This window comes from Mycobacterium sp. NGS18, assembly GCF_059813185.1.
On sequence record NZ_JCALEC010000014.1, the window covers coordinates 45,747 to 72,235 of the forward strand.

Genomic DNA, 26,489 nt, shown 5'->3' on the forward strand with positions numbered 1-26,489 from the left:
TGTCAGTGAATGCCGGTGGAGGACCGGGCAGCCGACACGCGGGGCGTGTGGTGGTGCTGTCCGGTCCATCCGCGGTCGGTAAGTCGAGCCTGGTCCGGTGCCTGCGGGAGCGGGTACCGGACCTGTATTTCAGCGTGTCGGCCACCACCCGCGCGCCGCGGCCCGGAGAGGTGGACGGCGTCGACTACCGGTTCGTGACGCCAGAGGAGTTCGGCCGGCTGATCGAGGCCGACGCGCTGCTGGAGTGGGCCGACATCCACGGCGGCCTGCAGCGATCAGGAACCCCGGCGGGACCGGTCGCAGAGGCGACCAAGGCGGGCCGACCCGTCCTGATCGAGGTCGACCTGGCCGGGGCCCGGGCCATCAAGAAGGCCCTGCCGGAGGCCGTCACGGTGTTTTTGGCGCCGCCGGACTGGGAGACGCTGCAGGCCAGGCTGGTCGGGCGGGGTACCGAATCCGCGGAGGTCATGGAACGTCGACTGGCCACCGCGCGCACCGAGTTGGCGGCGCAGGGGGACTTCGACGCGGTCGTGGTGAACAGTCGATTGGAAACCGCCTGCTCAGAATTGGTATCCTTGCTGGTGGAATCCGCATCCGACGCGGTCTGATCGACCGGACCACCGCCTCAGGCGTGATCAACCCCAGCCCAATGAGCTTCAGGAGATTGTCTTAAGTGAGTACTTCGCAGACCGACGCGGCCGTGGTGACCGACGCCGATGAGTTCGACCCGGCGTTGATCGGTGGCTACGACACGCCACTGGGCATCACCAACCCGCCCATCGACGAGCTGCTGCAGCGGGCGTCCAGCAAGTACGCCCTGGTGATCTACGCGGCCAAGCGGGCGCGCCAGATCAACGACTACTACAACCAGCTTGGCGAGGGCATCCTCGAATACGTCGGGCCGCTGGTCGAGCCCGGCCTGCAGGAGAAGCCGCTGTCGATCGCACTGCGTGAGATCCACGGCGACCTGCTCGAGTACACCGAAGGCGAGTAGCAGAGGTTCGGGGCCGGTACCCGTGACTGCTAAGCGGATCGTCGTCGGCGTCTCCGGCGGTATCGCCGCCTACAAGGCGTGCACGGTGGTCCGTCAGCTGGCTGAGGCCGGCCACTGCGTGCAGGTCGTGCCGACCGAATCCGCACTGCGGTTCGTCGGGGCCGCCACCTTCGAAGCGCTCTCGGGCCAGCCGGTGCACACCGGCGTGTTCGATGACGTTCCGCACGTTCCGCACGTCGCCATCGGCCAGCAGGCCGACCTGGTGGTGGTGGCGCCGGCCACCGCTGACCTGCTGGCCCGCGCGGTCGCCGGGCGGGCCGACGACCTGCTGACCGCCACCTTGCTCACCGCCCGCTGTCCGGTGCTGTTCGCCCCGGCGATGCACACCGAGATGTGGCAGCATCCGGCCACCGTCGCGAACGTCGCGACGCTGCGGGACCGCGGCGCGGTGGTTCTCGAGCCCGCGTCGGGACGCCTGACCGGCGCCGACACCGGGCCCGGCCGGCTGCCCGAGGCCGAGGAGATCAACACCTTCGCCTCGCTGCTGCTGGAGCGCGCGGACGCGCTGCCCTACGACCTGGCCGGACACAAGGTGCTGGTGACCGCGGGCGGCACCCGCGAACCGATCGACCCGGTCCGCTTCATCGGCAACCGCAGTTCGGGCAAGCAGGGCTACGCGGTGGCCCGGGTAGCCGCCCAGCGCGGTGCCGAGGTCACGTTGATCGCCGCCCACACCGCCGGGCTGATCGACCCGGCCGGAGTGCACGTGGTGCGCGTCAGCTCGGCCCCGCAACTGCAGGACGCGGTCACCAAACACGCCCCCGATGCGCAGGTGCTGGTGATGGCCGCCGCCGTCGCCGACTTCCGCCCGGCCCGGATGGCGCAGTCCAAGATCAAGAAGGGCCCGGGGGAGAACGACCGGCCGCCCACGATCGATCTGGTCCGCAACGACGACGTGCTGGCCGGCGCGGTCCGGGCGCGTGACGACGGGCAGCTGCCCAACATGGCCGCCATCGTCGGTTTCGCCGCCGAGACCGGGGACGAGAACGGCGACGTGCTGTTTCACGCCCGGGCGAAGCTCCAGCGCAAAGGGTGCGATCTGCTGGTGGTCAACGCCGTCGGCGAGGGCCGGGCCTTCGAGGTGGACCACAACGACGGCTGGCTTTTGACCGCCGATGGAACCGAGTCCGCGCTGGAGCCCGGCTCCAAGACACTGATGGCCAGTCGCATCGTGGACGCGATCGCGGCGTTCCTGCAGGGGCAGGGCCGATGAGGACGCTGCTACGGTAGCGAGCCGGGGGGTTGTGACGCAGGCGGGGGCAGCGCTCGAGATGCAGACGATATATTTTCCCGGCCTAACTTTTTTGACAGTGCGGAGACGCACGGAAGGATGACATTGTGAGCGAAAAGGGTCGGCTGTTCACCAGTGAGTCGGTGACCGAGGGACACCCCGACAAGATCTGTGACGCCATCAGCGACTCGGTGCTCGACGCACTGCTCGCCGATGACCCCCGCTCGCGGGTCGCAGTGGAAACCCTGGTCACCACCGGGCAGGTACACGTGGTCGGGGAGGTGACGACCAGCGCCCGCGAGGCCTTCGCCGACATCACCAACACCGTGCGCAAGCGCATCCTCGACATCGGCTACGACTCCTCGGACAAGGGCTTCGACGGCGAGACCTGCGGGGTCAACATCGGGATCGGGGCGCAGTCGCCCGACATCGCCCAGGGCGTCGACACCGCCCACGAGGCCCGCGTCGAGGGGGCGGCCGACCCGCTGGACTCCCAGGGCGCCGGCGACCAGGGCCTGATGTTCGGCTACGCCATCGCCGACACCCCGGAGCTGATGCCGCTGCCGATCGCGCTGGCCCACCGGCTGTCGCGGAAGCTGACCGAGGTCCGCAAGAACGGCACGCTGGACTACCTGCGCCCGGACGGCAAGACCCAGGTCACCATCGAGTACGAGGACGACGTCCCGACCCGGTTGGACACCGTGGTGATCTCCACCCAGCACGCCGACGGCATCGACCTGGTGAAGACGCTGGACCCCGACCTGCGGGAACACGTGATCACCACCGTGCTGGCCGAACTCGCCCACGAGACCCTGGACTCCTCCTCGACCCGCATCCTGATCAACCCGACCGGCAAGTTCGTCGTCGGCGGGCCGATGGGTGACGCCGGTTTGACCGGCCGCAAGATCATCGTCGACACCTACGGCGGCTGGGCACGGCATGGCGGCGGCGCCTTCTCCGGCAAGGACCCGTCGAAGGTCGACCGCTCGGCCGCGTACGCGATGCGCTGGGTGGCCAAGAACATCGTCGCCGCCGGCTTGGCGCAGCGCGTCGAGGTGCAGGTGGCCTACGCCATCGGCAAGGCCGCCCCGGTCGGTCTGTTCATCGAGACCTTCGGCACCGCCACCGTCGACCCGGTCAAGATCGAGAAGATCGTGCCCGAGGTCTTCGACCTGCGCCCGGGTGCGATCGTGCGCGACCTGGACCTGCTGCGCCCGATCTACGCACCGACCGCCGCGTACGGCCACTTCGGTCGCACCGACATCGAACTGCCGTGGGAGCAGCTGGACAAGGTCGACGACCTCAAGCGCGCCATCTGATCTTCCGCCGAGCAGACGCATAGGCCCCCATTTCCGACCGGATTTGGGGGCTTTTGTGTCTGCTCGCGCCGTAAAAATCAGGCGGTGAACCGGTAGTCGTCGAGATCGAAGCGCCGGCTTCGCCAGTAGGCCTCCACCGTGGTGGTGGGCCGCAGTGGGACGTCGCCGTTCTTGTCGAAGTAATAGCTGTTGGCCAGCCGGCAACTGTCCTGCCAGAACACCTGCCGGTGCCGTTTGCTCATCATCTCGTCGAAGTAGCGGGCGTTGGCCGCCTCGGAGATCTCCACTCGGGTGGCGCCACGCCGCCGGGCGCGGGTCAGGCAGCGCACGATGTGATGGGTCTGCGCCTCGACCAGCGCGAAATACGACGACCCGACGTAGCCGTACGGGCCGAAAACGCTGAACAGGTTGGGGAATCCGGGGATGCTGACGCCCTCGTAGGCCTGCAGGCGGTGCTCGTCCCAGAACCGGCTCAGCGACTGGCCCCCGGCCCCGGTGACCGCGAACGTGGGGATGTTGTCGCTGTCCATCACCTTGAACCCGGTGGCCAGGATGAGGACGTCGACGTCGTGCGCGGTCCCGTCGGCGGTGACGACGCCGGTGGGGGTGAGCCGCGCGATGGGATCGACCACGAGGTCGACGTTGTCGCGGTTGAAGGTCGACAGGTAGGTGTTGTGGAAACCGGGCCGCTTGCAGCCCACCGCGTAGCGCGGGGTGAGCTGCTCACGCACCACCGGATCGCGCACCTGCCGGCGCAGATAGGCCCGCCCGGCGGACTCCATGCGCTTGGCCAGTGGAAACACCGTGAAGTACTGCGCCGCGATCGGAAACGTCGCCTCGACGTAGGCCTGACTGGTCAGCCGCTGCAGCGCCTTGCCGCCGGGCACCCGCATCGCCCAGCGGACCGGCGCCGGCAGTGGCAGGTCCAGCTTCGGGAAACACCAGATCGGGGTGCGCTGAAAAACGGTGAGCTGCGAGACTTTCGGCGCGATCTCGGGGATCACCTGCACCGCCGAGGCCCCGGTACCGATCACCGCGACGCGCTTGCCGGTCAGGTCTTGCGAGTGGTCCCAGCGCGCGGTGTGGATGGTCACCCCGCCGAAGGTGTCGACACCGTCGATCTCGGGCAGCTTCGGTGTGGTGAGCACGCCGCTGGCGTTGATCAGAAACCGCGCGGTGACCTCTCCATACGAGTCCGTCTGCACCCGCCACAGATCGGCCCGGTCATCGAACTCCGCCGCAAGCACCTTGGTGGCGAACCGGATTCGGGAACGCAGCCCGTACTTGTCGACGCAGTGCTCGGCATAGTTCTTCAACTCCCGGCCGGGGGCGTAGGTGCGCGACCACTCGGTGCTCTGCTCGAAGGAGAACTGGTATGAGAACGACGGAATGTCCACGGCGATACCGGGATAGGTGTTCCAGTGCCAGGTCCCGCCGACCCCGTCGCCGGCCTCGACGATCAGATAGTCGGACATGCCGGCTCGGTCGAGGCCGATCGCGGCACCGATGCCGGAGAACCCGGCGCCGACGATCAGGACTTCGTGGTCGGGTTTGTCGGTCACGGCGGCTCCTCGTCGGGCGATACCGGTCGACGGTAGCGCGTCGATCAGCGGGCCGGTGGCGCGTTAGTGCGAATCCGGCGGGTCGAGCCGCCACGGCGGGTTACGGCGGGTCTCGCCGGCCTGAAATAGGCACAGCGGGTGGCCGTCGGGATCACGCAGCCTGGCCTCTCGCCACAGCCAGGGCATATCCGTCGGCGGCTGGCTGAATTCGACCAAGCCCCGCAGGCGCTGGTATTGGCCGTCGAGGTCGTCGGTTTCGAAGTAGATCGTCACCTGCTCGCCGGCCGGGACTGCGCTGACCCGTTCCACCGAAAAGGTGCTGTCCCCGGCGGGGCATTCGAAGCGCAGGTAGTCGTCGGTCTTGACGATCAGCCGCAGACCCAGCAGGCGGTAGAACCGCTCCGACCGGTCGATGTCGGTCGAGCCGACGGTGACCTGGTTCAGCCGCATCGGATCAACCGTGCAGGGCCGTTTTCAATGCCGCCAGCCCGCGGTCGGTGGCCTGGGTGGCCGCCGGGATCACCCCGGCATAGCCCAGGTAACCGTGCACCAGCGTGGTGGCGTTGTGCACCTCGACCGGCACCCCGGCGGCGGACAGCAGTTCGCCGTAGTGGATGCCGTCGTCGCGCAGCGGGTCATGGCCGGCCACGGCGATGTACGCCGGCGGCAGGCCGGCCAGGTTCGCCGCACGTGCGGGCGCGAGCGTCGGCGGCGGATCGCTCAGGTCGATGCCGGCGGCATAGGCCAGGGTCAACGCGGCGATCGCGTCACGGTCGATGATCGGCGCATCAGCGTTCTCGCTGAACGACGGCAAGGTGATGTCGTAGGTGGTGGCCGGATACCACAGCAGCTGAAAGCAGATGTCCGGCCCGCCGGCGTCGCGGGCCAGCTGAGACACCACCGCTGCCAGGTTGCCGCCGGCCGAATCCCCGGCCACCGCCAGCCGGGCCGGGTCGACGCCGAGCTCGGCGGCATGTGCCGCCACCCACTCGGTGGCGGCCAGCGCATCCTGCACGGCGGCCGGGAACGGATGCTCGGGAGCCAACCGGTAGTCCACCGACACCACCACCGCGTCGGCGTCGACCGCATGCTGGCGGGCGGTGCCGTCGTGGGTGTCGAGGTCGCCGGCGACGAAACCGCCGCCGTGGAAGAACACCACCACGGCGGCGGGGCCGTTGGCCGCACTCGGTGGCCGGTAGATGCGCACCGGCAGGTCCCCGCCGGGGCCGTCGATGACGCCGTCCTCGCTGGGCAGGTCGGGGTAGACCGGCCGGCGTGGCAGGTCACGCATCTGGCGGCGCGCCGTCTCGACGCCGTCGGCGAGTGTCAGTCGGAAGGGGACGACGTCCAGTACCTTCAGCACTATGGGGTCGATAGCGGAGTCATCGTCGGTGAGTGACATCAGACCACCGTACGCAACGCGCCTGGTCCCCACCGCCTGGGCTGCGGCCGGTTGGGCTGGTGTGGGTTACGGCGTCTTTTTGACCGTGCTGGCGTTGCGGTCGGCGCCGGGGGAGGAGTTGACCGGGCACTGGGTGGGCCAGCCGGCGTTCAAGGCGTCGATGGCGGTGCTGTTGGCCGTCGCCGCGGTCGCGCACCCGATCCTGCGCGAGGCGCGTTGGCTGATCCCCGCGCTGATCCTGTCGGCCGCCGGCGACTGGCTGCTGGCGATCCCGTGGTGGGAGCCGTCCTTCGTCGCCGGACTGACGGCATTCCTGTTGGCGCACTTGTGTTTTCTGGGGGCGCTGATTCCGCTGGCAGTGGTGTCCCGGGGCAGGCTCGTCGGCGTGGGGCTGACCGGCGTGAGTTGCCTGACGCTGCTGGTGTGGTTCTGGCCCGGCCTGGCCCGCGAACAGATGACGGTGCCGGTGACCGTCTACGTCGTGGTGCTCGGCGCCATGGTGTGCGCGGCTTTGCTGGCGAAGCTGCCCACCCGATGGACCGCGGTGGGCGCGGTGTTCTTCGCCGTTTCGGACGCCATGATCGCGATCAGCCGGTTCGTACTGGGCAACGAGGTGCTGGCGGTGCCGATCTGGTGGGCCTACGCAGCGGCGCAACTGCTCATCACGGCCGGCTTCTTCTTCGGTCGCTCCGATAATGCCGAACCCGCCGGCTGAAACCCGCTGGCGCTCAATGCCGGTGACCTCCGGTTCCTAGACGTAGCCGTTCGGGGTCGAATGCCGGAAGGCGACGGCGGTGCGGTGCGGTCATGTGGTCGTGCGCCAGCGCGTCGCCGTGGCCGGAGGCGATGTCGCCGATGCTGAACAGCGACTCGGTGCCCGGTGCGAAGTAGGAGCTGTGGCCGGCCATCGGCCAGGACGGGCCCGGGGTCTCGGCCTTGAACCGGGTCGATCCGTAGCCGTCGTCGGCCGGATCGCGGCCGAGCCCGACCGTTGCCGCGGTGCCGGGCACCGGCACTTGCGGCTCACTGGCGAATCCGGTGATCGGGTCCGAGGATGCCGCGCCGACATAGACGTGCCCTGTCGCGGGTAGGTGAAAGTCCTTGGCGCTGCGCGCCAGGTCGGTTCCCGGCGAACCGACGAGCACCACGTCGTCGGCCCGCATCCCGAAGCCGGCGGCGGCATCAGCCACCGTCGTCGAGCCGTACGAATGCCCGATCACCGTGATATGCGTGGCCCCGCGGTGTGCGGCCCGCAGGGCGCTGACGTCCGCAGCCAGCAGGCTGCCGCCGGATCGTGCTGAATTCGGTTGTGCCACAGACGGGTCGAAAAAGCTGTCCGGAGCGCGGTAGCCCATCCACAGGATGACCGAATTCGATCGCGCCGGATCGGCGCGGACGACCTCGCGGTAGACGTTCACCCCGTCCGGATGCGACAGGTAGCCGTCGCGGACGCTGCTGTGTGCCCCCGGTACCAGCACCGTGGTGTTGTCGGCGGTGTCGGGATCACCGATCGCGATGGCCGCCCGGCCCCGGCCACCGAACGCCGCCGGGTCGTAGGTGATCAGCAGCACCGGGCCGTCAGCGCAGTTGGCCCGAAGGCCGTCCCGGACCCGTAGGGCGTTGTGGTAGCGGATCATGTCCGTGGCGCTGATCGCCTTGGTGGCGTTCTCCACCCGGTCGATGTCGTCGGCGAGCAGTTGCCGGTTGACCCGATCGCGAACGGCGGCCGGGACGCCGTGGTACCCGGCAGCCAGCGGCCCCAGCAGCGCCGTGCGGGCCCGGTCGTCGGCGACGGCGGCGGCGACCACCCGGCGGATGTCTCGGGTCTTGGCGGCCAGAAAGAGCTGGAATTGGCGGGCGCCGGCCGGGGTGTCCAATGCCGGCTGATCGCCCAGCGCCTCTCGGATCTCGGCGTCGATGGCGTCCAGGCGCCGACGGCCGTCGCGGGCGTGGGCAACGGCGTCACGCAGTGTCGCCGACAGCAGCTGATCGGTGCGCGCCGCGGACTGCTGCCGGGACAGGAGTAAACCCTCGCGGGCTCGTGCCGCCTCCGCATGGGCGCCGCGCTCGTCGGGCATACCGCAGCAAGCTAATTCAGCGCCGCCGACGGCGCGGTCGTCGATCCACAGACCGCCCCGCTTGTGATCCGGCGGCTGCCGGGGTCGGCGGAGTCTGCTAGACCTGCGTGGTGAGCGTCGACACCCGCGGTTCAGCGAGGCTCGACGAAGGAGAGCCGACGCTGGGACCGCGACATGAGCACCGCGGTTCAGCGAGGCTCGACGAAGGAGAGCCGACGCTGGGACCGCCGCATGAACCCGAACCCATAGCCCGGGTGCTGCCGATGCTCTCGGTGCCGCACCTGGACCGTGAGTTCGACTACCTGGTCACCCCCGAGCAGTCCGAGGACGCGCGACCCGGCGCACGGGTGCGGGTGCGCTTTCACGGCCGGCTGGTCGACGCCTTCATCTGGGAGCGCCGTGCCGATACCGACCATGCCGGCCGGCTGGGCCGGCTCGAGCGGGTGATCTCCAGCGAACCGGTGCTCACCGCCGAGGTCCGCCGGTTGGTGGAGGCGGTGGCCGCCCGTTACGCCGGCACCCGGGCTGACGTGTTGCGGCTGGCGGTACCGCCGCGGCATGCCCGGGTGGAACGCGAGGCGGTGACGCCGGCCGAGGCGCCGCTGCCCGCACCGGTCGATCCGGCGGCCTGGCAGCGCTACCGGGCGGGCGGGCCGTTTTTGGCGGCGCTCGGGGAGGGCCGGGCCGCGCGGGCGGTGTGGCAGGTGCTGCCCGGCGATTCCTGGGTAGACCGGTGTTCGGAAGCCGCCGCCCAGACCATCCGCGCGGGGCGCACCGCCTTGGCGATCGTTCCCGACCAGCGCGACATCGACGCATTGTGGAGCGCCGCAACGGCCCGGATCGACGAGTCCGCGGTCGTCGCGCTGTCGGCGGGTCTGGGGCCGGCCACCCGCTACCGGCGCTGGCTGTCGGTGCTGCGGGGCGGGGCCCGCCTGGTGATCGGCACCCGCAGTGCGGTGTTCGCCCCTCTTGCCGACCTGGGACTGGTCATGGTCTTCGACGACGGCGATGACAACCTTGCCGAGCCGCGGGCGCCCTACCCGCACGCCCGCGAGGTGGCGATGCTGCGGGCGCACCTGTCGGGTTGCGCCGCACTGATCGGCGGATACGCGCGCACCGCCGAGGCGCACGCGCTGGTCCGCGCCGGGTGGGCGCATGACGTGGTGGCGTCGCGGACGGTGCTGCGGACGGCGGCGCCGCGGGTGGTGGCCCTCGATGACACCGGATACGCCGAAGAGCGTGACGCCGCGGCGCGCACCGCCCGGCTGCCCTCGGTGGCGCTGCAGAGCGCGCGCAGCGCACTGGCCGCCGGTGCGCCGGTGCTGGTGCAGGTGCCACGGCGCGGGTATGTGCCGTCGTTGGCGTGCGGGCGCTGCCGCGCCATCGCCCGATGCCGGCACTGCACCGGTCCGCTGTCCCTTCCCGAACGCGGTGGCGCCGCCGGCTGTCGCTGGTGCGGCCGGGCCGAGCCGGCGCTACGGTGCGCGCGCTGCGGGTCGGATGCGGTGCGGGCGGTGGTGGTCGGGGCCCGGCGCACCGCCGAAGAACTCGGCCGGGCCTTCCCGGGTACGGCGGTCATCACGTCCGCCGGGGACACCATCGTCGATCGCACCGGCGAGGGGCCCGCCCTGGTGATCGCCACTCCCGGCGCCGAGCCGCACGCTCCGCAGGGGTACGGCGCGGCGCTGCTGCTGGACAGCTGGGCGCTGCTGGGCCGCCAGGATCTGCGGGCCGCCGAGGACACCTTGCGGCGCTGGATGGCGGCCGCCGCCCTGGTGCGCGACCGGGAGGCCGGCGGGGTGGTGACGGTAGTCGCGGAGTCGTCGATTCCGACCGTGCAGGCCCTCATCCGGTGGGACCCGGTCGGCCACGCCGACGCCGAGCTGGCCACCCGCACCGAAGTCGGATTGCCGCCGGCGGTGCACATCGCGGCCCTCGATGGCGACCCGGAGTCGGTGGCGGCGCTGCTGGAGCAGGCGCGACTCCCCGGCGCCGCCGACGTGCTCGGCCCGGTGCCGCTACCGCCGGGTGTGCGGCGCCCTGCTGGCGTCCCGGACGAGCTGCCGGTGATCCGGATGCTGGCCCGGGTCGGCCGCGACCACGGCCTGGCGCTGGCCGCGGCACTGCGCCACGGCGTCGGGGTGCTCAGCGCCCGCGGGTCGCATCATCCGGTACGGGTACAACTCGACCCGCTGCATATCGGCTGAGAGTTCTTATCCGCCCCGGATGTCCAGGACGTCGTCGAGCGGGCGCCGCGAGGTGAGGTGCGGTGGTTCCTCGCCCGCGGGAGCGTGCCCGATCCGGATCAGGATCTGCGGTACGCCGTCGCCGCCCACCAGCGTCTCGACGATCTCCCTGGCGACCTGAACCTCGGTGAGGTGGGTCAGCGGGCAGGTGGCCAAACCGGCCATCGTGGCCTCCAGCAGAACCACCGAGAGTGCTTCACCGGTCGCCAACGCCGCGGCGCGGGAGTCGGTATCGGTGGACAGCACGACGATCACCGCCTGATCCTGCTGGATCCGGACACGTCGCTCAGGGTGGCGGGCGGCCGGAAACGCTCGACCGATATCGACCCGGTCACCTTCGGCCGCTGAGGCCAACGCGCTGTAGGGAATACCCGCCGATTCCGCGAAAGGAACCGTCCACCGGCGTAATTCGGCGTGGTAGGTGGAATCGTAGAGCCGTAACGACTCGGCGAGTTGTGAGGCCTGCGCCAGGCGCGGCCGGGCGTCCTCCGGCAGCACATCCAGGTGCACGTCGTAACGATCGAGGCGGTCACGCAGCACCGGTTCGAACAGTTCCCAGTTCGCCGGAGACTGCAAAGGCAAGCGGTCACTGCGGCGTTCCTGGATCGCTGCGGCCTGGCGGCGGTGTCCCTCGGTGACGTGATCCAGCCGGGCGAATCGGATCGATGCCAGATGGTTGGGGTCATTGGGATTGGGAAACCGCTCGATGTCGGCGCGCAGGCCCGTCGCGCACAGGGCCACCCGAAGGTGGTCCAGCGCCGCGCCGCAACCGATGATCGCCTCACGCCCGGCCCGGTCGGTCGGCAACACCCGGCTCGGGTCGAGGAACAGCTGCAGCGCAGTGCCGTCGAACAGCCATCGCCACGGCTGGATGTTGTGCAGCGACGGGGCACGGCAGGCCGCCTCGACCGCATCTCTGACGGTCTGGGCTTCCACCATCACGGCAGACAACGTGACCTCCGATCTTTACCTCGCCTTCCATGATGGCGCTCCGCACAGGCCGGCGGAAGGGCCGTTGGTACTTCGGGCCGTCCCGCGGCCTCTTTAAACTGTGCCGGTGCGCATCGTCTTCGCCGGCACCCCGGACACCGCGTTGCCGTCGTTGCAACGGCTGATCGACTCGCCCCGCCACGAGGTGGCTGCGGTACTCACCCGGCCCGACGCGGCCTCCGGGCGGCGCGGGCACCTGCAGCCGTCGCCGGTGGCGCAACTCGCCCTCGACCACGAGATTCCCGTGCTGCGGCCGCACCAGCCGAACTCGGCCGACTTCGTCGCGGAGCTGGCCGAACTGGCACCGGAGTGCTGCCCGGTGGTCGCCTACGGGGCGCTGCTACGCGACGGCTTGTTGGCGGTACCGCAGCACGGCTGGGTCAACCTGCACTTCTCGCTGCTGCCGGCCTGGCGGGGCGCCGGCCCGGTGCAGGCGGCCATCGCCGCCGGCGACGAGATGACCGGCGCGACGACGTTCGCGATCGAGCCGGAACTCGATTCGGGGCCGGTGTACGGGGTGCTGACCGAGACGATTCGGCCCGACGACACCGCCGGACAGCTGCTGGGACGGTTGGCGGTCGCGGGCGCCGAACTGCTGGCGGCCACCATCGACGGGATCGCCGACGGCGCGCTGAACGCGGTGCCGCAGTCGCGCGACGGGGTCAGCTACGCCCCGAAGATCAGCGTCGACGACGCGCGGGTGCGCTGGGATCTGCCCGCCCCGGTGATCGAGCGCCGCATCCGTGCCGTCACCCCGGCGCCGGGGGCCTGGACGGTGATCGGTGACCTACGCGTCAAGCTCGGTCCGGTGGCCGTCACCGACGATGGTCCACAAGACTTGGCGGCCGGGTACATTCACGCCGACCGGCGCAGCGTCTGGATCGGCACCGGATCGGTGCCGGTGCGATTGGGGCAGCTCCAGCCGCCCGGAAAGAAGCCCATGAACGCTGCCGACTGGGCGCGCGGCGCCCGGCTCGACTCGGGTTTGCGGGCGTCATGACCGGACCGTCGCGCCGGCGGCCTCAAAGCGGGCCGCGGCAACCGCGTCGTAAACCGCTGGATCCGGCCCGTCGCGCCGCGTTCGACGTGCTGCGGGCGGTCTCGCAACGCGACGCCTACGCCAACCTGGCGTTGCCGGCGTTGCTGTCCGAGCGCGGGATCACCGGCCGCGACGCGGCTTTCGCCACCGAACTGACCTACGGAACCTGCCGGGTCCGCGGGCTGCTCGACGCGATCATCGGAGCGGCGGCGCAGCGTTCGCCCGATGCGATCAACCCGGTGCTGCTGGACCTGCTGCGGCTGGGTAGTTATCAGCTGCTGCGTACCCGGGTGGACGCGCACGCCGCGGTGTCCACCACTGTCGAGCAGGCGGCCATCGAATTCGACTCGGCGCGAGCAGGTTTCGTCAACGGCGTGCTGCGCACCATCAGCACCCGCGACGAAGCGTCCTGGACCGCGGAGCTCGCACCGGACCCTGCCGCCGACCCGATCGGCCACGCGGCGTTCACCCACGCGCACCCGCGCTGGATCGCGCAAGCCTTCGCTGACGCGCTGGGATCGGCCGCCGGTGAACTCGACGCGGTGCTGGCCGCCGACGACGCGCGTCCCCAGGTGCATCTGGCCGCCCGCCCCGGCGTGCTGACCGCCGCCGAACTGGCTGCCGCCGTGGACGGCGCCGTGGGCCGGAACTCGCCGTACGCGGTATACCTGCCCGGCGGTGACCCCGGACGGCTGCAGTCGGTGCGCGACGGCCACGCCCTGGTCCAAGACGAGGGCAGCCAACTGGTGGCCCGCGCATGCGCGCTGGCCCCCGTCGACGGGGACACCGGGCGGTGGCTGGACCTGTGTGCCGGCCCGGGCGGCAAGACCGCGCTGCTGGCCGCGCTCGCCGCGCAGGCCGAAGCCCGGGTGACCGCGGTGGAGCTGGCGCCCCAGCGCGCCGCGCTGGTCGCCGAGAACACCCGCGGCCTGGACGTGCAGGTGCTGACGGCCGACGGCCGCGACTCGGGCCTGCAACCCGGGGGCTTTGACCGGGTGCTGGTCGACGTGCCCTGCACCGGTCTGGGCGCCCTACGCCGCCGGCCCGAAGCCCGGTGGCGCAGACTGCCCGCCGATGTCCCGGTGCTGACGAAACTGCAGCGTGAATTGCTGACCGCGGCGATCGGGCTGACCCGGCCCGGGGGGGTGGTGCTGTACGCGACGTGCTCACCGCACCTGGCCGAAACGGTCGGGGTGGTGGCCGATGCGCTGCGCCGGCATCCGGTGCGGGCCTTGGACACCCGAGAACTGTTCGCGCCAGCCGACGCGCTCGGAGATGGCCCGCACGTGCAGCTGTGGCCGCACCGGCACGGCACCGACGCCATGTTCGCCGCGGCGCTACAAGTAATCTGAGCCCATGTCACGACCCATGATCGCCCCGTCGATCCTGTCGGCGGACTTCGCCCGGCTCGCCGAGGAGGCCGCCGCCGTCAAGGGGGCGGACTGGCTGCACGTCGATGTGATGGACGCCCACTTCGTGCCCAACCTGACGCTGGGCCTACCGGTGGTGGAAAGCCTGCTCAAAGCCACCGACATCCCGATGGACTGCCATCTGATGATCGAGGACCCGGGCCGCTGGGCGCCGCCCTACGCCGAGGCGGGCGCCCACAACGTCACGTTCCACGCCGAGGCCACCGACAGCCCGATCGCGGTGGCCCGCGACATCCGGGCCGCCGGCGCCAAAGCCGGGCTGAGCATCAAACCGGGTACGCCGCTGGAGCCCTACCTGGAGATCCTGCCGAACTTCGACACCCTGCTGGTGATGTCGGTGGAACCCGGATTCGGCGGACAGTCCTTCATCCCGGAGGTCCTGGGCAAGGTGCGCGCGGTGCGCAAGCTCGTCGACGCCGGGGAGCTGAGCATCCTGGTGGAGATCGACGGTGGCATCAACGCCGACACCGTCGAACAGGCCGCCGAGGCCGGTGTGGACTGCTTCGTCGCCGGCTCGGCCGTCTACAGCGCCGCGGACCCGGCCGCGGCGGTGGATTCGTTGCGCCGCCAAGCCCTTTCAGCGTCGCCGCATCTGCGCGCATGAGCACCGAGGGATGAATACCGCCCCGGCCGTGACAGACGCCGCCGGCCACGACGCCGCGATGCTGCTCGCCATCGAGCAGGCGCAGCGGGTCAAGGGAAAGACCTATCCCAACCCGCCGGTCGGCGCGGTCATCCTGGACCGCGACGGGCGGGTGGTCGGCGTCGGCGGGACCGGACCGACCGGTGAGGCCCACGCCGAGGTGGTGGCGCTGCGCCGCGCCGGTGAGCTGGCCGCCGGCGGCACGGTGGTGGTCACGCTGGAGCCCTGCAATCACCACGGCCGAACCCCACCGTGCGTGGACGCCCTGCTGGCCGCCGGTGTCGCGAAGGTGGCCTACGCCGTCGAGGACCCCAACCCCGAAGCGGCGGGCGGGGCGGCGCGCCTGGCCGCGGCCGGAGTCGAGGTGCTCGCCGGCGTGCAGGCCGACGCGGTGATCGCCGGGCCGCTGCGGGAGTGGCTGCACAAGCAGCGCACCGGCCTACCGCACGTCACCTGGAAGTACGCCACCAGCATCGACGGGCGCAGCGCGGCTGCTGACGGATCCAGTCAGTGGATCACCAGCGAGGCCGCCCGCGCCGATCTGCACCGCCGCCGGGCGGCCGCCGACGCCATCGTGGTGGGCACCGGCACTGTGCTCATCGACGACCCGACGCTGACCGCCCGACTGCCCGACGGCACCCTGGCCGACCGGCAGCCGCTGCGAGTGGTGGTCGGGCAGCGCGAGATCTCGGCGGACGCGCACGTGCTCAACGACGACTCGCGCACCATGGTGATCCGCACCCACGATCCGGCCGAGGTGCTGCGCGCGCTGTCGGACCGCACCGACGTACTGCTGGAAGGCGGTCCGACACTGGCTGGAGCGTTCCTGCGGGCCGGGGCGATCGATCGCATCCTGGCCTATGTGGCGCCGATCCTGCTGGGCGGGCCGATCACCGCCGTCGACGATGTCGGGGTGCCCAGCATCGCCCGGGCGCTGCGGTGGCGATTCGACACGGTCGAACCGATCGGCCCGGATCTGCTGCTGAGCCTGGTGCCGCACTGACGGCTACCGGTCTGCTCAGCGGGCGAGGCTGGCCTCCGGTTCGGGTAACTCCGGGTCCTCGACGGAATCCTTGTTGCTGCCGATGAACAGCCCGAGTACGGCGCCCACCACGCAGACGATCGCGGTGATCCCGAAGATCTCGCCGTACATCATGGCGAACGCCAGCTTCGAATTGTGCGCCGTCGCGGCCATCTTCTCGGCCAGGCTGCCGCCGGGCACCTTGGGTATGCCGGCGAGAATCTGGTTGAACCGGTAGAGCCCCCACGCCGACAGGGCGGCCATCCCGACCAGCATCCCGGTCATCCGGGCGACCACCACACCGGACGCGGCGATGCCGTGCTCGCGGGGCGGCACCGCCCGCATCACCGCCGACGTCAGTGGGCCGATCACCAGGCCCAGCCCGAAGCCGGCCAGCATCTGGTCGGTGTCCAGCGCGGGCAGCGAGAACAGGCCGAAGAAATCGTGCCGGTAGGCCAGCAGATCGACCGGCCACTTCGAGATCAGCCAGTAGCCGCCGGCCGCGAGCAGCAGGCCGACGAAGGTCACCCCCCGGTCGCCGGCCCGGGTCGCAATCCAGCCGCCGATCAGCGCGCCCACCGGCAGCGCGATCAGAAACCGCAGCAGCAGTCCGGCGGCCTCGTTCTGGGTCATCCCCAGCACGCCCTGCCCGAACAGTTCGACATCGACCAGCGTCACCATCAGTGCCGCGCCGGCACATACCGAGGCGCCCAACGCGGCCAGGAACGGCCCGAATCGGGCGCCGGTCGGGTCGATCAGCTTGGTGCGGGCGAACCGCTCCCAGACCGCGAACAGCAGGGTGGCCACCAGCGCGGCTCCCAGCACCGGCAGCCCCCAGTCAGGCAGCGCCTGCTTGGCGCTGGGTTCGGGGTTGTAGAGGCCGATGACGGCCAGGCCCAGCGCGACCGCCAGCAGTAGCCCGCCGACGACGTCGACGCGTTCGGGCGGAGTCCCGTCGTCGGCGGAGTCGGCACGCGACGGCAGGCTGAAGTGGATCATCACCATGGCGATCGCGGTCAGCGGCACATTGATCCAGAACACGTCGCGCCAGTCGCGCAGCGCCCAGACGATGAAGATGCCGTACAGCGGGCCGAGCACGCTGCCCAGCTCCTGGGCCGCGCCGATCCCGCCGAGCACTCCGGCCCGATTGCGTTGCGCCCACAGGTCGGCGCCCAGCGCCAGGGTCACCGGAAGCAGGGCGCCGCTGGCGATGCCCTGGATGGTGCGGCCGACCACCAGCATCGACAGATCCATCGACAACGCGGTCACCACCGAGCCGACCGCGAACGTGGCCAGGCTCACCTGCAGCAGCAGTTTGCGGCCGAACCGGTCGGAGGCCCGGCCCAGCAGCGGCATCGCAGCGATGTAGCCGAGCAGGTAGCAAGTGATGATCGGGGTGAGCTGCTGGATCTTGTTGATCGGGATCCCGACACCGGCCGGTTGCGGCGCCATGATGTCGCGCATGATCGTGACCACGACATAGGTGTCGAGGGCCCCGAGCAGGACGGCGAGGCTACCTGCGCTGATCGCGAGTCGGCGATTGACCCGCATCACGCTCCTGCCGGCTTCTCAACGGTGACCGCGGCGTTCCAATTCGACAACGTCATCTGGATCGAGTTGCCCGCGCTGGGGTCGAGCTTGGCCTGCACCAGCTGGTGGTCACCGTCTTCTTGGATCCAGACCGTGGCCGGCGTCGACGCGGTGGCCTTGAGCTGCGGTGCCAGCGCGTTCACCGCGTCGGCGGGCGCATTGCCGGTGACCCGGATCGTCTTCTGGCCGTTGATGGTTTCGCGGCCCGCGGCCTTCTCGTCGGTCAGATTGGCCAGCATGTTGGCCAACCCCTTGTCCGGGCTCAGGATCGCGGCGACGTCATAGACGTTCTCGGCGGCGCCGTAGTTGTCGTAGTCGTCACCGGTGATCGCCGCGTACAGGTCGCCGTCGATCACGATGAACTTGGCGTCGACGTCGCTGCCGAGCATGGTGATCGTGGCGCTGCCCTTGGCCGCGGTGGTCGGCTCGTTGGTCAGATCGCCTTCGAGGGTTTTGACCGGCAGGTTCTTGATCTGGCCGGTCACCGACAGTGCCAGGTGCGCGCTCTTGAGGTCCGCGGTGGTGCTGGCGGACTCCTTGACCAGGGTCGTCGCGTCGGGCAACGGGGCGCCGGAGTCCTTGCTCGAGCAGCCGGCGAACAGGGCGGCGGCGGTGGTGGCGGTGGCCAGGGCGATCAGAAGTCTGCGCATGGGCAACATCGTATAGAGGCCGGCCTGCTGGGACGGCCGAGCACCGACATAGCCTGATGTGATGTTCACCGGAATCGTCGAGGAACTGGGCGAGCTGGTCAGCCGCGACGAGCTGACCGAAGCCGCGCGCCTGGTCATCCACGGCCCCACCGTCGTCTCCGACGCTCGCCATGGTGACTCGATCGCCGTCAACGGGGTGTGCCTGACGGTGGTGGAGGTGCTGCCCGGCGGCCGGTTCTCCGCCGACGTGATGCGCGAGACGCTGGATCGCTCCAGCCTGGGCTCGGTGCAGGTCGGGGGACCGGTGAACCTGGAACGCGCGGCCGCGCTGGGCAGCCGCCTGGGCGGGCACATCGTGCAGGGCCACGTCGACGGCACCGGGCGCGTGCTGGCCCGCACACCCGCACCGCACTGGGAGGTGGTGCGGATTTCGCTGCCGAAGTCGCTGGCCCGCTACGTGGTGGAGAAGGGCTCGATCACCGTCGACGGCATCTCACTGACCGTCGCGGGACTGGGGTGTGACCCGGACGACTTCTTCGAGGTGTCGTTGATCCCGACCACACTGGAGCTGACTACGCTGGGCCGCGCGCCGGTCGGCACGCCGGTCAATCTCGAGGTGGATGTCATCGCCAAATACGTCGAGCGGCTGGTGACAAATCCCGCTGGATGAGTCGGGCGGCAAATCCTGGCCCCGGGGTGGTTCATACTGGATGGGCGGGTTGCGCCGATCGGGCGGCCCGGAGACGGCGAACGCAAGGTGGCATAGATGACGAAGTTGGACACCGTCGAGCGGGCGGTTGCCGACATTGCGGCGGGTAAAGCCGTCGTCGTCATCGACGACGAGGACCGGGAGAACGAAGGCGATCTGATCTTCGCCGCCGAGAAGGCCACCCCCGAATTGGTGGCGTTCATGGTGCGCTACACCTCCGGGTATCTGTGCGTGCCGCTGGACGGCGCGATTTGCGACCGGCTGGGCCTGCTGCCGATGTACGCGGTGAACCAGGACAAGCACGGCACCGCCTACACCGTCACCGTCGACGCCAAGAACAATGTGGGAACCGGGATTTCGGCCTCGGACCGGGCGACCACGATGCGGCTGCTGGCCGATCCGGGCAGCGCCGCCGACGAATTCACCCGGCCCGGGCACGTGGTGCCGCTGCGCGCCAAGGACGGCGGCGTGCTGCGCCGGCCGGGTCACACCGAGGCCGCCGTCGATCTGGCCCGGATGGCCGGCCTGCAGCCGGCCGGTGCGATCTGCGAGATCGTCAGCCAGAAGGACGAGGGCGCGATGGCCCAGACCGACGAGCTGCGGATCTTCGCCGACGAACACGGCCTGGCGCTGATCTCCATCGCCGACATGATCGAGTGGCGCCGCAAGCACGAGAAGCACATCGAGCGGGTCGCCGAAGCCCGCATCCCGACCCGCCACGGCGAATTCCGTGCGGTCGGCTACACCAGCATCTACGAGGACGTCGAGCACGTCGCGCTGGTGCGCGGTGAGATCGCCGGGCCGCACAATGACGGCGACGACGTGCTGGTCCGGGTGCACTCCGAGTGCCTGACCGGCGACGTCTTCGGCTCCCGGCGCTGCGACTGCGGGCCGCAGCTGGATGCGGCGCTGGCGATGGTGGCCCACGAGGGCCGCGGGGTGGTGCTCTACATGCGTGGCCACGAGGGCCGCGGCATCGGGCTGCTGCACAAGCTGCAGGCCTACCAGCTGCAGGATGCCGGCGACGACACCGTCGACGCCAACCTCAAGCTGGGGTTGCCGGCCGACGCGCGCGACTACGGCATCGGTGCGCAGATCCTGGTGGATCTCGGGGTGCGTTCGATGCGCCTGCTGACCAACAATCCGGCCAAGCGGGTCGGCCTGGACGGTTACGGGCTGCACATCATCGAGCGGGTGCCGCTGCCGGTGCGCGCCAACGCCGAGAACATCCGCTACCTGATGACCAAGCGGGACCGGATGGGCCACGAGCTGACCGGGCTGGAGGACTTCGACGAGGCTTCGCACCTGCCCGGCGAATTCGGCGGGGCGCTGTGAGCGGTACTGGTGTGCCGGACATGCCGGCGCTCGAGGCCTCCGGTGTGCGCTTGGCGATCGTGGCCAGCACCTGGCACACCCGGATCTGTGACGCCCTGCTGGCCGGTGCCCGCCAGGTGGCCGCCGACGCCGGCGTTGCCCAACCCACGGTGGTACGGGTGCTCGGGGCGATCGAGATTCCGGTAGTGGCCCAGGAGGTGGCCCGCAACCACGACGCGGTCGTCGCGCTCGGTGTGGTGATCCGCGGCGGCACACCGCATTTCGACTATGTCTGCGACGCGGTGACCCAGGGCCTGACCCGGGTGTCGCTGGACGCGGCGACACCGGTGGCCAACGGGGTGCTCACCGTCAACGACGAGCAGCAGGCGCTGGATCGCGCCGGGCTGCCCGGTTCGGCTGAGGACAAGGGCGCCCAGGCGGCCGCCGCCGCGCTGAGCACGGCACTGACCCTGCGCGACCTTCGCGCCGCGCTGTGACGGGCCCGTCCGGGTCCCCGCAGTGGGATCTGCAGGTGCGTCCACGGCTGATGCGGATCGGCTTATGGAGCGCCGCGGTCCTGATCGTGGCGATCCACGTCGTGGTGAGCTTTCTTCTGACGATCCGCTCCAGCGGGGTGATCTTTCGTACCTACGACCGGGTGGCCGTCATAGTGCTGGGCATCATCGTGGCCGGCTCGCTACTGCTGTTCGCGCGCGCCCGGGTGCGGGCGGGCGCGTCCGGGGTCTCGGTGCGCAACGCGCTCGGCGATCGGCTGATCCCTTGGGCGCACGTGCTCGGGGTGTCCTTCCCGCCGGGCAAACGCTGGGCCCGGCTGGAGCTGCCCGACGACGAATACATTCCGCTGGTGGCCATCCAGTCCGCCGACAAGGAGCGCGCGGTGCAGGCCATGCGCACCATGCGGGCCCTGATCGCGCGCTACCGGCCGTCTGACGCACCGCCGGACTAGCCTCGTAACCGTGCCAGACCCCGCGACCTATCGCCCGGCGCCCGGCTCCATTCCCGTCGAGCCCGGCGTCTACCGATTCGTCGACCCGCACGGCCGGGTCATCTACGTGGGCAAGGCGAAAAGCCTGCGGTCACGGCTCACGTCGTACTTCGCCGACATCGCCGGCCTGCACCCGCGCACCCGCCAGATGGTGACCACCGCCGCCAAGGTGGAGTGGACGGTGGTCAACACCGAGGTCGAGGCGCTGCAGCTGGAATACAACTGGATCAAGGAGTTCGACCCGCGGTTCAACGTCCGCTACCGCGACGACAAGACCTACCCCGTATTGGCGGTCACCTTGAACGAGGAGTACCCGCGGCTGATGGTCTACCGCGGGCCGCGCCGCAAAGGGGTGCGCTACTTCGGGCCGTACTCGCACGCCTGGGCGATCCGCGAAACCCTGGACCTGCTGTTGCGGGTGTTTCCGGCGCGCACCTGCTCGGCCGGGGTGTTCAAGCGCCACCAGCAGATCGGCCGGCCCTGTCTGCTCGGCTACATCGGCAAGTGCTCCGCGCCGTGCATCGGTCGGGTCAGCGCCGAGGAGCACCGGTGGATCGTGGACGACTTCTGCGACTTCCTGGCCGGTAAGACCGACCGGCTGGTCCGCAGCCTCGAACAGCAGATGCTGGCCGCCTCCGATGAACTGGACTTCGAACGCGCCGCGCGGCTGCGCGACGATGTTGCTGCCCTGAAACGAGCCCTGGAGAAGCAGGCCGTGGTGCTCGGCGACGGCACCGACGCCGACGTGGTGGCCTTCGCCGAGGACGAGCTGGAAGCGGCGGTCCAGGTGTTTCACGTGCGCGGCGGCCGGGTGCGCGGGCAGCGCGGCTGGATCGTCGAAAAGCCCGGCGACCCTGGCGATGCCGACAGCTCCCTGGGGCAGCTGGTCGAGCAGTTCGTCACCCAGTTCTACGGCGACCAGGCCGAATTGGAAGGTGCGGCCGATGAGCCGACCAACCCGGTGCCGCGCGAGGTGCTGGTGCCCTGTCTGCCGGCCAACGCCGACGAGCTGATCAGCTGGCTGTCGGGCCTGCGGGGTTCGCGGGTGTCGCTGCGGGTACCGTTGCGCGGTGATAAGCGCGCACTGGCCGAGACCGTGGAGCGAAACGCCAAACACGCACTGCAGCAACATAAGCTGAAACGAGCCGGAGATTTCACCGCCAGAACCGCTGCGCTGCAGAACATTCAGGAATCCCTGGGCCTGCCCGACGCACCGCTGCGCATCGAATGCGTGGACATCAGCCATGTGCAGGGCACTGATGTGGTCGGATCCCTGGTGGTGTTCGAGGATGGCTTGCCCCGTAAGTCGGACTACCGCCACTTCGCGATCCGAGAGGCCGCCGGCGAGGGCCGCTCCGACGACGTGGCCTCGATCGCCGAGGTGACCCGCCGCCGGTTCCGTCGCCACCTGGATGCGGAAGTGCTTGCCCCGGAAGGCAAATCACGAAAATTCGCCTACCCGCCGAATCTCTACGTGGTGGACGGTGGCGCTCCGCAGGTCAACGCCGCGGCAGCCGTGCTCGCCGAGCTCGGTATCACCGACGTCGCGACTATCGGGCTGGCCAAGCGCCTGGAGGAAGTGTGGGTGCCCTCAGAGCCGGACCCGATCATCCTGCCGAGACAGAGCGAAGGGCTCTACCTGTTGCAGCGGATCCGCGACGAAGCGCACCGGTTCGCCATCACCTACCATCGCAGCAAACGGTCCAAGCGGATGACCGCCTCAGTGCTGGATGCGGTACCCGGCCTCGGTGAGCACCGGCGCAAGGTGTTGATCTCGCATTTCGGCTCGGTGGCACGACTGAAAAAGGCTACCGTCGAAGAGCTCACCTCGATCCCGGGAATCGGCGCGGCGACCGCGGCAGCCGTTCTCGAGGCACTGGGGGCCGACGGCGCGACGGGTGCCGCTGAACAGCAACGGATGTCGGGATGACCAGGGAAGCACCGAAGGGCGTGCGGGAGCGCGACGTCGCCGGCCCCGGAGACGGCGCCGGTATCGACGTCGTGCTGGTCACCGGGCTGTCCGGCGCCGGGCGCGGCACCGCCGCCAAGGTGCTCGAGGACCTGGGCTGGTACGTCGCCGACAATCTGCCGCCGGACCTGATCACCCGGATGGTGGACCTGGGTTTGGCGGCAGGCTCGCGGATCACCCAGCTGGCGGTGGTGATGGACGTGCGCTCGGCGGGATTCACCGGAGACCTGGACTCGGTACGCAATGAGCTGGCGACGCGAGGCGTCAACCCGCGGGTGCTGTTCATGGACGCCAGCGACGACGTACTGATCCGCCGCTACGAACACAACCGCCGCAGCCACCCGCTGCAGGGCCAGCAGACGCTCACCGAGGGCATCACCGCCGAGCGGGTCATGCTGGCGCCGGTCCGCGCGGTGGCCGACCTGGTCATCGACACCTCGGTGCTCAGCGTGCGCGAGCTGCGCGAGAGCATCGAGGAGATGTTCGGCGGGGACGCCGTCACGGCTCCCACCTCGATCACGGTCGAGTCCTTCGGCTACAAGTACGGCCTGCCGATGGATGCCGACATGGTGATGGACGTGCGGTTCCTGCCCAACCCGCACTGGGTCGACGAACTGCGTCCGCATTCCGGGCAGCATCCGGCGGTGCGCGACTACGTGCTGAGCCAGCCGGGTGCGGACGAGTTCCTCGAGGCCTACCATCGGCTGCTGTCTCTGGTGGTGGGCGGCTATCGACGAGAAGGAAAGCGATACATGACCGTGGCCATCGGGTGTACCGGCGGCAAGCACCGCAGTGTCGCCATCGCCGAGGCGCTGGCGAGGCTGTTGGACACCGCCGACGACAACGACGAGCTGTCGGTGCGGGTGCTGCACCGGGATCTGGGCCGCGAATGAGTTGCGCCGGCGACGATGCACAGCGCAGCGATGACAAGGAGCGGCGCAAATGAGCATCGAGCCCGCCCACGGCAACCCGAGCATCGTGGCGCTCGGCGGCGGGCACGGCCTGTACGCGACACTGTCGGCCGCCCGTCGGCTGACGCCGCACGTCACTGCCGTGGTCACCGTCGCCGATGACGGCGGCTCCTCAGGCCGGTTGCGCAGCGAGTTGGATGTGGTGCCGCCGGGGGACCTGCGGATGGCGCTGGCGGCGCTGGCCTCCGACAGTCCCGCCGGGCGGCTGTGGGCGACCATTCTGCAGCACCGGTTCGGCGGCACCGGCGCGCTGGCCGGCCACCCGATCGGCAACCTGCTGCTGGCCGGCCTCAACGAGGTGCTGGCCGACCCGGTGGCCGCACTCGATGAGCTCGGCCGAATGCTCGGCGTCAAAGGGCGGGTGCTGCCGATGTGCCCGATCGCCCTGCAGATCGAAGCCGACGTCTCCGGACTCGACGCCGACCCGCGGCTGTTCGGGGTGATCCGGGGCCAGGTGGCGATCGCGACCACGCCGGGCAAGGTGCGCCGGGTGCGGCTGCTGCCGGGCAATCCACCGGCCACCCGCCAGGCCGTCGACGCCATCATGTCCGCCGACCTGGTGGTGCTGGGGCCGGGATCGTGGTTCACCAGCGTCATCCCGCACCTGCTGGTGCCCGGGCTGGCCGCCGCACTGCAGAACACCACGGCCCGGCGCGCCCTGGTGCTCAACCTGGTCGCCGAACCGGGGGAGACCGCCGGCTTCTCGGTGGAGCGGCACCTGCACGTATTGGCCCAGCATGCCCCCGGTTTCACCGTCGACCACATCATCATCGACGCCGGACGGGTGCCCAGTGAGCGCGAACGTGAGCAGCTGCGTCGGGCTGCGAATCTGTTCGCGGCGGAGGTTCGGTTCGTCGACGTGGCTCGACCTGGTACACCTTTACATGACCCAGGAAAGTTGGCGGCAGCGCTGGACGGGGTTCGGGACGCCGGCGGGTCACCGCTGACGCTCCCGACACCGGTCGCGACGCCGGCCGAGGGCGGGGGCCGGCAAACCGGCGTGAGTGGACCGAGCGGGCTCGGGCCGGGAGGTGACAAGTCGTGGCGATGACGGCTGAAGTCAAGGACGAATTGAGCCGTCTCGTGGTCAGTTCGGTCAATGCCCGCCGCGCCGAGGTCGCGGCGCTGCTGCGCTTCGCCGGCGGGCTGCACATCGTGGCCGGCCGGGTCGTGGTCGAAGCCGAGGTGGACCTGGGCGTCATCGCGCGCCGGCTGCGCAAGGACATCTTCGACCTGTACGGCTACAACGCGATCGTGCATGTGCTGTCGGCCAGCGGGATGCGCAAGAGCACCCGCTACGTGCTGCGGGTCACCAAGGACGGCGAAGCGCTGGCCCGCCAGACCGGCCTGCTGGACCTGCGTGGCCGGCCGGTGCGCGGCCTGCCCGCCCAGGTCGTCGGCGGCAGCGTCGCCGACGCCGAAGCGGCTTGGCGCGGCGCGTTTTTGGCGCACGGATCGCTGACCGAGCCCGGTCGGTCCTCGGCGCTGGAGGTCGGTTGCCCCGGTCCGGAGGCGGCCCTGGCGCTGGTCGGCGCGGCGCGTCGGCTCGGGGTCAGTGCGAAGGCCCGCGAGGTGCGCGGCGCGGACCGGGTGGTGGTGCGCGACGGCGAGGCGATCGGTGCGTTGCTGACCAGGATGGGCGCCCAGGACACCCGGCTGGTCTGGGAGGAGCGGCGGATCCGTCGCGAGGTACGCGCGACCGCCAACCGGCTGGCCAACTTCGACGACGCCAACCTGCGCCGCTCGGCTCGCGCCGCGGTGGCCGCGGCGGCCCGGGTGGAACGCGCGTTGGACATCCTCGGGGACACCGTGCCCGATCATCTGGCCTCGGCCGGCAAGCTGCGGGTGGAGCACCGGCAGGCCTCCCTGGAGGAGCTGGGCCGGCTGGCCGATCCGCCGATGACCAAAGACGCGGTGGCAGGCCGTATTCGGCGGCTGCTGTCGATGGCCGACCGCAAGGCCAAGCAGGACGGTATCCCCGACACCGAGTCGGCGGTCACGCCCGAGCTGCTCGAAGACGCCTGACGGGGCGGTTGTCCACAGTTGGGGTTTCGTCCACAGTTGGGTGGTTCGGCGCTGTCGGGTTCGGCTTTGGTGTCGGGGCTGGTTTTTAGCGTCGGGGTATGGTAGCGGCACTGGGTGCGGCGGCGGCGCGGCAGCAGATCTGCGCGGCGCTGGATGCCATTGATGCCGCCCATGAGGTGTTGCGGGAGACACCTTCGGATGTGGTGGGCAACGATTTTCGTGTTGAGGTCGCCGAGCGGC

Annotated in this window: 25 protein-coding genes; 18 read left to right on the forward strand and 7 right to left on the reverse strand. The window is 70.3% G+C overall.

Annotated elements, in window-relative coordinates:
- The first annotated feature begins 5 nt into the window (after positions 1–5).
- From gmk to metK, 4 genes are all read left to right on the forward strand, one after another.
- Entirely contained in the window at positions 6–608 is a 603-nt protein-coding gene (gene gmk / locus AC5Y31_RS19975; RefSeq protein ID WP_301635328.1) for a guanylate kinase, read from the forward strand.
- Between the two features lie 65 nt (positions 609–673).
- Positions 674–994, forward strand: coding sequence for a DNA-directed RNA polymerase subunit omega (gene rpoZ, locus AC5Y31_RS19980; protein ID WP_065022755.1), 321 nt, complete (start codon positions 674–676; stop codon positions 992–994).
- Positions 995–1,016: 22 nt separating this feature from the next.
- Positions 1,017–2,267, forward strand: a complete 1,251-nt coding sequence (gene coaBC, locus AC5Y31_RS19985) for a bifunctional phosphopantothenoylcysteine decarboxylase/phosphopantothenate--cysteine ligase CoaBC (protein WP_499982440.1) — start codon at positions 1,017–1,019, stop codon at positions 2,265–2,267.
- Positions 2,268–2,392: 125 nt separating this feature from the next.
- Positions 2,393–3,604, forward strand: coding sequence for a methionine adenosyltransferase (gene metK / locus AC5Y31_RS19990; RefSeq protein ID WP_065022753.1), 1,212 nt, complete (start codon positions 2,393–2,395; stop codon positions 3,602–3,604).
- 77 nt (positions 3,605–3,681) lie between these two features.
- Here metK and AC5Y31_RS19995 read toward each other — a convergent pair whose 3' ends face one another.
- The 3 genes from AC5Y31_RS19995 to AC5Y31_RS20005 form a co-directional block, all read right to left on the reverse strand.
- Positions 3,682–5,166 carry a flavin-containing monooxygenase gene (locus AC5Y31_RS19995; RefSeq protein WP_499982442.1) on the reverse strand — a complete coding sequence of 495 codons (1,485 nt, stop codon included), beginning with the start codon at positions 5,164–5,166 and terminating at the stop codon, positions 3,682–3,684.
- Positions 5,167–5,229: 63 nt separating this feature from the next.
- Complete coding sequence (locus AC5Y31_RS20000) at positions 5,230–5,616, reverse strand: VOC family protein (protein WP_499982444.1); 387 nt, start codon at positions 5,614–5,616, stop codon at positions 5,230–5,232.
- A 4-nt stretch (positions 5,617–5,620) separates the two neighbouring features.
- Positions 5,621–6,568 carry an alpha/beta hydrolase gene (locus tag AC5Y31_RS20005; protein ID WP_499982446.1) on the reverse strand — a complete coding sequence of 316 codons (948 nt, stop codon included), beginning with the start codon at positions 6,566–6,568 and terminating at the stop codon, positions 5,621–5,623.
- Here AC5Y31_RS20005 and AC5Y31_RS20010 point away from each other — a divergent pair.
- Positions 6,567–7,283 (forward strand): lysoplasmalogenase, encoded by a 717-nt coding sequence (locus AC5Y31_RS20010; protein WP_499982468.1) that lies wholly within the window; start codon positions 6,567–6,569, stop codon positions 7,281–7,283. The genes AC5Y31_RS20005 and AC5Y31_RS20010 overlap by 2 nt on opposite strands.
- A gap of 13 nt (positions 7,284–7,296) precedes the next feature.
- On the opposite strand, the gene AC5Y31_RS20015 is transcribed toward AC5Y31_RS20010, so the two are convergent.
- Positions 7,297–8,646, reverse strand: a complete 1,350-nt coding sequence (locus AC5Y31_RS20015; RefSeq protein ID WP_499982447.1) for a DUF4226 domain-containing protein — start codon at positions 8,644–8,646, stop codon at positions 7,297–7,299.
- Positions 8,647–8,909: 263 nt separating this feature from the next.
- Here AC5Y31_RS20015 and AC5Y31_RS20020 point away from each other — a divergent pair, with 263 nt between their 5' ends.
- The gene (locus AC5Y31_RS20020) at positions 8,910–10,853 is read left to right on the forward strand and encodes a primosomal protein N' (protein ID WP_499982470.1); all 1,944 of its coding nucleotides are present in this window, start codon (positions 8,910–8,912) and stop codon (positions 10,851–10,853) included.
- A gap of 6 nt (positions 10,854–10,859) precedes the next feature.
- On the opposite strand, the gene AC5Y31_RS20025 is transcribed toward AC5Y31_RS20020, so the two are convergent.
- Positions 10,860–11,843, reverse strand: a complete 984-nt coding sequence (locus AC5Y31_RS20025; RefSeq protein ID WP_499982449.1) for an Acg family FMN-binding oxidoreductase — start codon at positions 11,841–11,843, stop codon at positions 10,860–10,862.
- Positions 11,844–11,949: 106 nt separating this feature from the next.
- Here AC5Y31_RS20025 and fmt point away from each other — a divergent pair, with 106 nt between their 5' ends.
- The 4 genes from fmt to ribD are packed head-to-tail and all read left to right on the forward strand — an operon-like array spanning position 11,950 to position 15,997.
- Positions 11,950–12,882: a methionyl-tRNA formyltransferase gene (gene fmt, locus AC5Y31_RS20030; protein WP_499982451.1), complete on the forward strand. Its 933-nt coding sequence runs from the start codon at positions 11,950–11,952 to the stop codon at positions 12,880–12,882.
- Positions 12,879–14,273 carry an RsmB/NOP family class I SAM-dependent RNA methyltransferase gene (locus tag AC5Y31_RS20035; protein ID WP_499982453.1) on the forward strand — a complete coding sequence of 465 codons (1,395 nt, stop codon included), beginning with the start codon at positions 12,879–12,881 and terminating at the stop codon, positions 14,271–14,273. The genes fmt and AC5Y31_RS20035 overlap by 4 nt, the downstream gene beginning before the upstream one ends.
- Before the next feature lie 4 nt (positions 14,274–14,277).
- Complete coding sequence (gene rpe, locus AC5Y31_RS20040; RefSeq protein WP_499982456.1) at positions 14,278–14,955, forward strand: ribulose-phosphate 3-epimerase; 678 nt, start codon at positions 14,278–14,280, stop codon at positions 14,953–14,955.
- Positions 14,956–14,965: 10 nt separating this feature from the next.
- Positions 14,966–15,997, forward strand: a complete 1,032-nt coding sequence (gene ribD, locus AC5Y31_RS20045; protein WP_499982459.1) for a bifunctional diaminohydroxyphosphoribosylaminopyrimidine deaminase/5-amino-6-(5-phosphoribosylamino)uracil reductase RibD — start codon at positions 14,966–14,968, stop codon at positions 15,995–15,997.
- Between the two features lie 15 nt (positions 15,998–16,012).
- Here the strand turns inward: ribD and AC5Y31_RS20050 are convergent, their stop codons facing one another.
- Positions 16,013–17,566: an MFS transporter gene (locus AC5Y31_RS20050; protein WP_301635351.1), complete on the reverse strand. Its 1,554-nt coding sequence runs from the start codon at positions 17,564–17,566 to the stop codon at positions 16,013–16,015.
- A complete protein-coding gene (locus tag AC5Y31_RS20055) occupies positions 17,566–18,264 on the reverse strand; it encodes an LppX_LprAFG lipoprotein (RefSeq protein WP_065022743.1) in 699 nt (232 codons plus the stop codon). Before AC5Y31_RS20055 ends, AC5Y31_RS20050 begins: the two co-directional genes overlap by 1 nt.
- A 52-nt stretch (positions 18,265–18,316) precedes the next feature.
- Here AC5Y31_RS20055 and AC5Y31_RS20060 point away from each other — a divergent pair, with 52 nt between their 5' ends.
- From AC5Y31_RS20060 to whiA, 8 genes are all read left to right on the forward strand, one after another.
- A complete protein-coding gene (locus AC5Y31_RS20060) occupies positions 18,317–18,925 on the forward strand; it encodes a riboflavin synthase (RefSeq protein WP_065022742.1) in 609 nt (202 codons plus the stop codon).
- Between the two features lie 96 nt (positions 18,926–19,021).
- Complete coding sequence (locus AC5Y31_RS20065; protein WP_065022741.1) at positions 19,022–20,299, forward strand: bifunctional 3,4-dihydroxy-2-butanone-4-phosphate synthase/GTP cyclohydrolase II; 1,278 nt, start codon at positions 19,022–19,024, stop codon at positions 20,297–20,299.
- Between the two features lie 20 nt (positions 20,300–20,319).
- Positions 20,320–20,775 carry a 6,7-dimethyl-8-ribityllumazine synthase gene (ribH, locus tag AC5Y31_RS20070; protein ID WP_064853961.1) on the forward strand — a complete coding sequence of 152 codons (456 nt, stop codon included), beginning with the start codon at positions 20,320–20,322 and terminating at the stop codon, positions 20,773–20,775.
- Entirely contained in the window at positions 20,772–21,245 is a 474-nt protein-coding gene (locus AC5Y31_RS20075; RefSeq protein ID WP_428844295.1) for a PH domain-containing protein, read from the forward strand. Before ribH ends, AC5Y31_RS20075 begins: the two co-directional genes overlap by 4 nt.
- Before the next feature lie 10 nt (positions 21,246–21,255).
- Positions 21,256–23,214 (forward strand): excinuclease ABC subunit UvrC, encoded by a 1,959-nt coding sequence (gene uvrC / locus AC5Y31_RS20080; RefSeq protein WP_499982462.1) that lies wholly within the window; start codon positions 21,256–21,258, stop codon positions 23,212–23,214.
- Positions 23,211–24,146 (forward strand): RNase adapter RapZ, encoded by a 936-nt coding sequence (rapZ, locus tag AC5Y31_RS20085; protein ID WP_499982464.1) that lies wholly within the window; start codon positions 23,211–23,213, stop codon positions 24,144–24,146. The genes uvrC and rapZ overlap by 4 nt, the downstream gene beginning before the upstream one ends.
- A 49-nt stretch (positions 24,147–24,195) precedes the next feature.
- Positions 24,196–25,275 carry a YvcK family protein gene (locus tag AC5Y31_RS20090; protein ID WP_064853900.1) on the forward strand — a complete coding sequence of 360 codons (1,080 nt, stop codon included), beginning with the start codon at positions 24,196–24,198 and terminating at the stop codon, positions 25,273–25,275.
- On the forward strand, positions 25,272–26,249 hold the full coding sequence (whiA, locus tag AC5Y31_RS20095; protein WP_082966263.1) for a DNA-binding protein WhiA: 978 nt from the start codon (positions 25,272–25,274) through the stop codon (positions 26,247–26,249). Before AC5Y31_RS20090 ends, whiA begins: the two co-directional genes overlap by 4 nt.
- Positions 26,250–26,489: the final 240 nt, after the last annotated feature.

Excerpts from the sequence above, each read along its gene's own strand:
- AC5Y31_RS20035 (WP_499982453.1), top strand. The coding sequence starts at position 12,879 with ATGACCGGACCGTCGCGCCGGCGGCCTCAAAGCGGGCCGCGGCAACCG.
- AC5Y31_RS20055 (WP_065022743.1), bottom strand. The coding sequence starts at position 18,264 with ATGTTGCCCATGCGCAGACTTCTGATCGCCCTGGCCACCGCCACCACC.
- rapZ (WP_499982464.1), top strand. The coding sequence starts at position 23,211 with ATGACCAGGGAAGCACCGAAGGGCGTGCGGGAGCGCGACGTCGCCGGC.
- ribH (WP_064853961.1), top strand. The coding sequence starts at position 20,320 with ATGCCGGCGCTCGAGGCCTCCGGTGTGCGCTTGGCGATCGTGGCCAGC.
- ribD (WP_499982459.1), top strand. The coding sequence starts at position 14,966 with ATGAATACCGCCCCGGCCGTGACAGACGCCGCCGGCCACGACGCCGCG.
- AC5Y31_RS20060 (WP_065022742.1), top strand. The coding sequence starts at position 18,317 with ATGTTCACCGGAATCGTCGAGGAACTGGGCGAGCTGGTCAGCCGCGAC.
- AC5Y31_RS20065 (WP_065022741.1), top strand. The coding sequence starts at position 19,022 with ATGACGAAGTTGGACACCGTCGAGCGGGCGGTTGCCGACATTGCGGCG.
- AC5Y31_RS20050 (WP_301635351.1), bottom strand. The coding sequence starts at position 17,566 with ATGCGGGTCAATCGCCGACTCGCGATCAGCGCAGGTAGCCTCGCCGTC.
- AC5Y31_RS20005 (WP_499982446.1), bottom strand. The coding sequence starts at position 6,568 with ATGTCACTCACCGACGATGACTCCGCTATCGACCCCATAGTGCTGAAG.
- AC5Y31_RS20015 (WP_499982447.1), bottom strand. The coding sequence starts at position 8,646 with ATGCCCGACGAGCGCGGCGCCCATGCGGAGGCGGCACGAGCCCGCGAG.
- rpe (WP_499982456.1), top strand. The coding sequence starts at position 14,278 with ATGTCACGACCCATGATCGCCCCGTCGATCCTGTCGGCGGACTTCGCC.
- AC5Y31_RS20000 (WP_499982444.1), bottom strand. The coding sequence starts at position 5,616 with ATGCGGCTGAACCAGGTCACCGTCGGCTCGACCGACATCGACCGGTCG.
- AC5Y31_RS20090 (WP_064853900.1), top strand. The coding sequence starts at position 24,196 with ATGAGCATCGAGCCCGCCCACGGCAACCCGAGCATCGTGGCGCTCGGC.
- whiA (WP_082966263.1), top strand. The coding sequence starts at position 25,272 with ATGACGGCTGAAGTCAAGGACGAATTGAGCCGTCTCGTGGTCAGTTCG.
- AC5Y31_RS20020 (WP_499982470.1), top strand. The coding sequence starts at position 8,910 with ATGCTCTCGGTGCCGCACCTGGACCGTGAGTTCGACTACCTGGTCACC.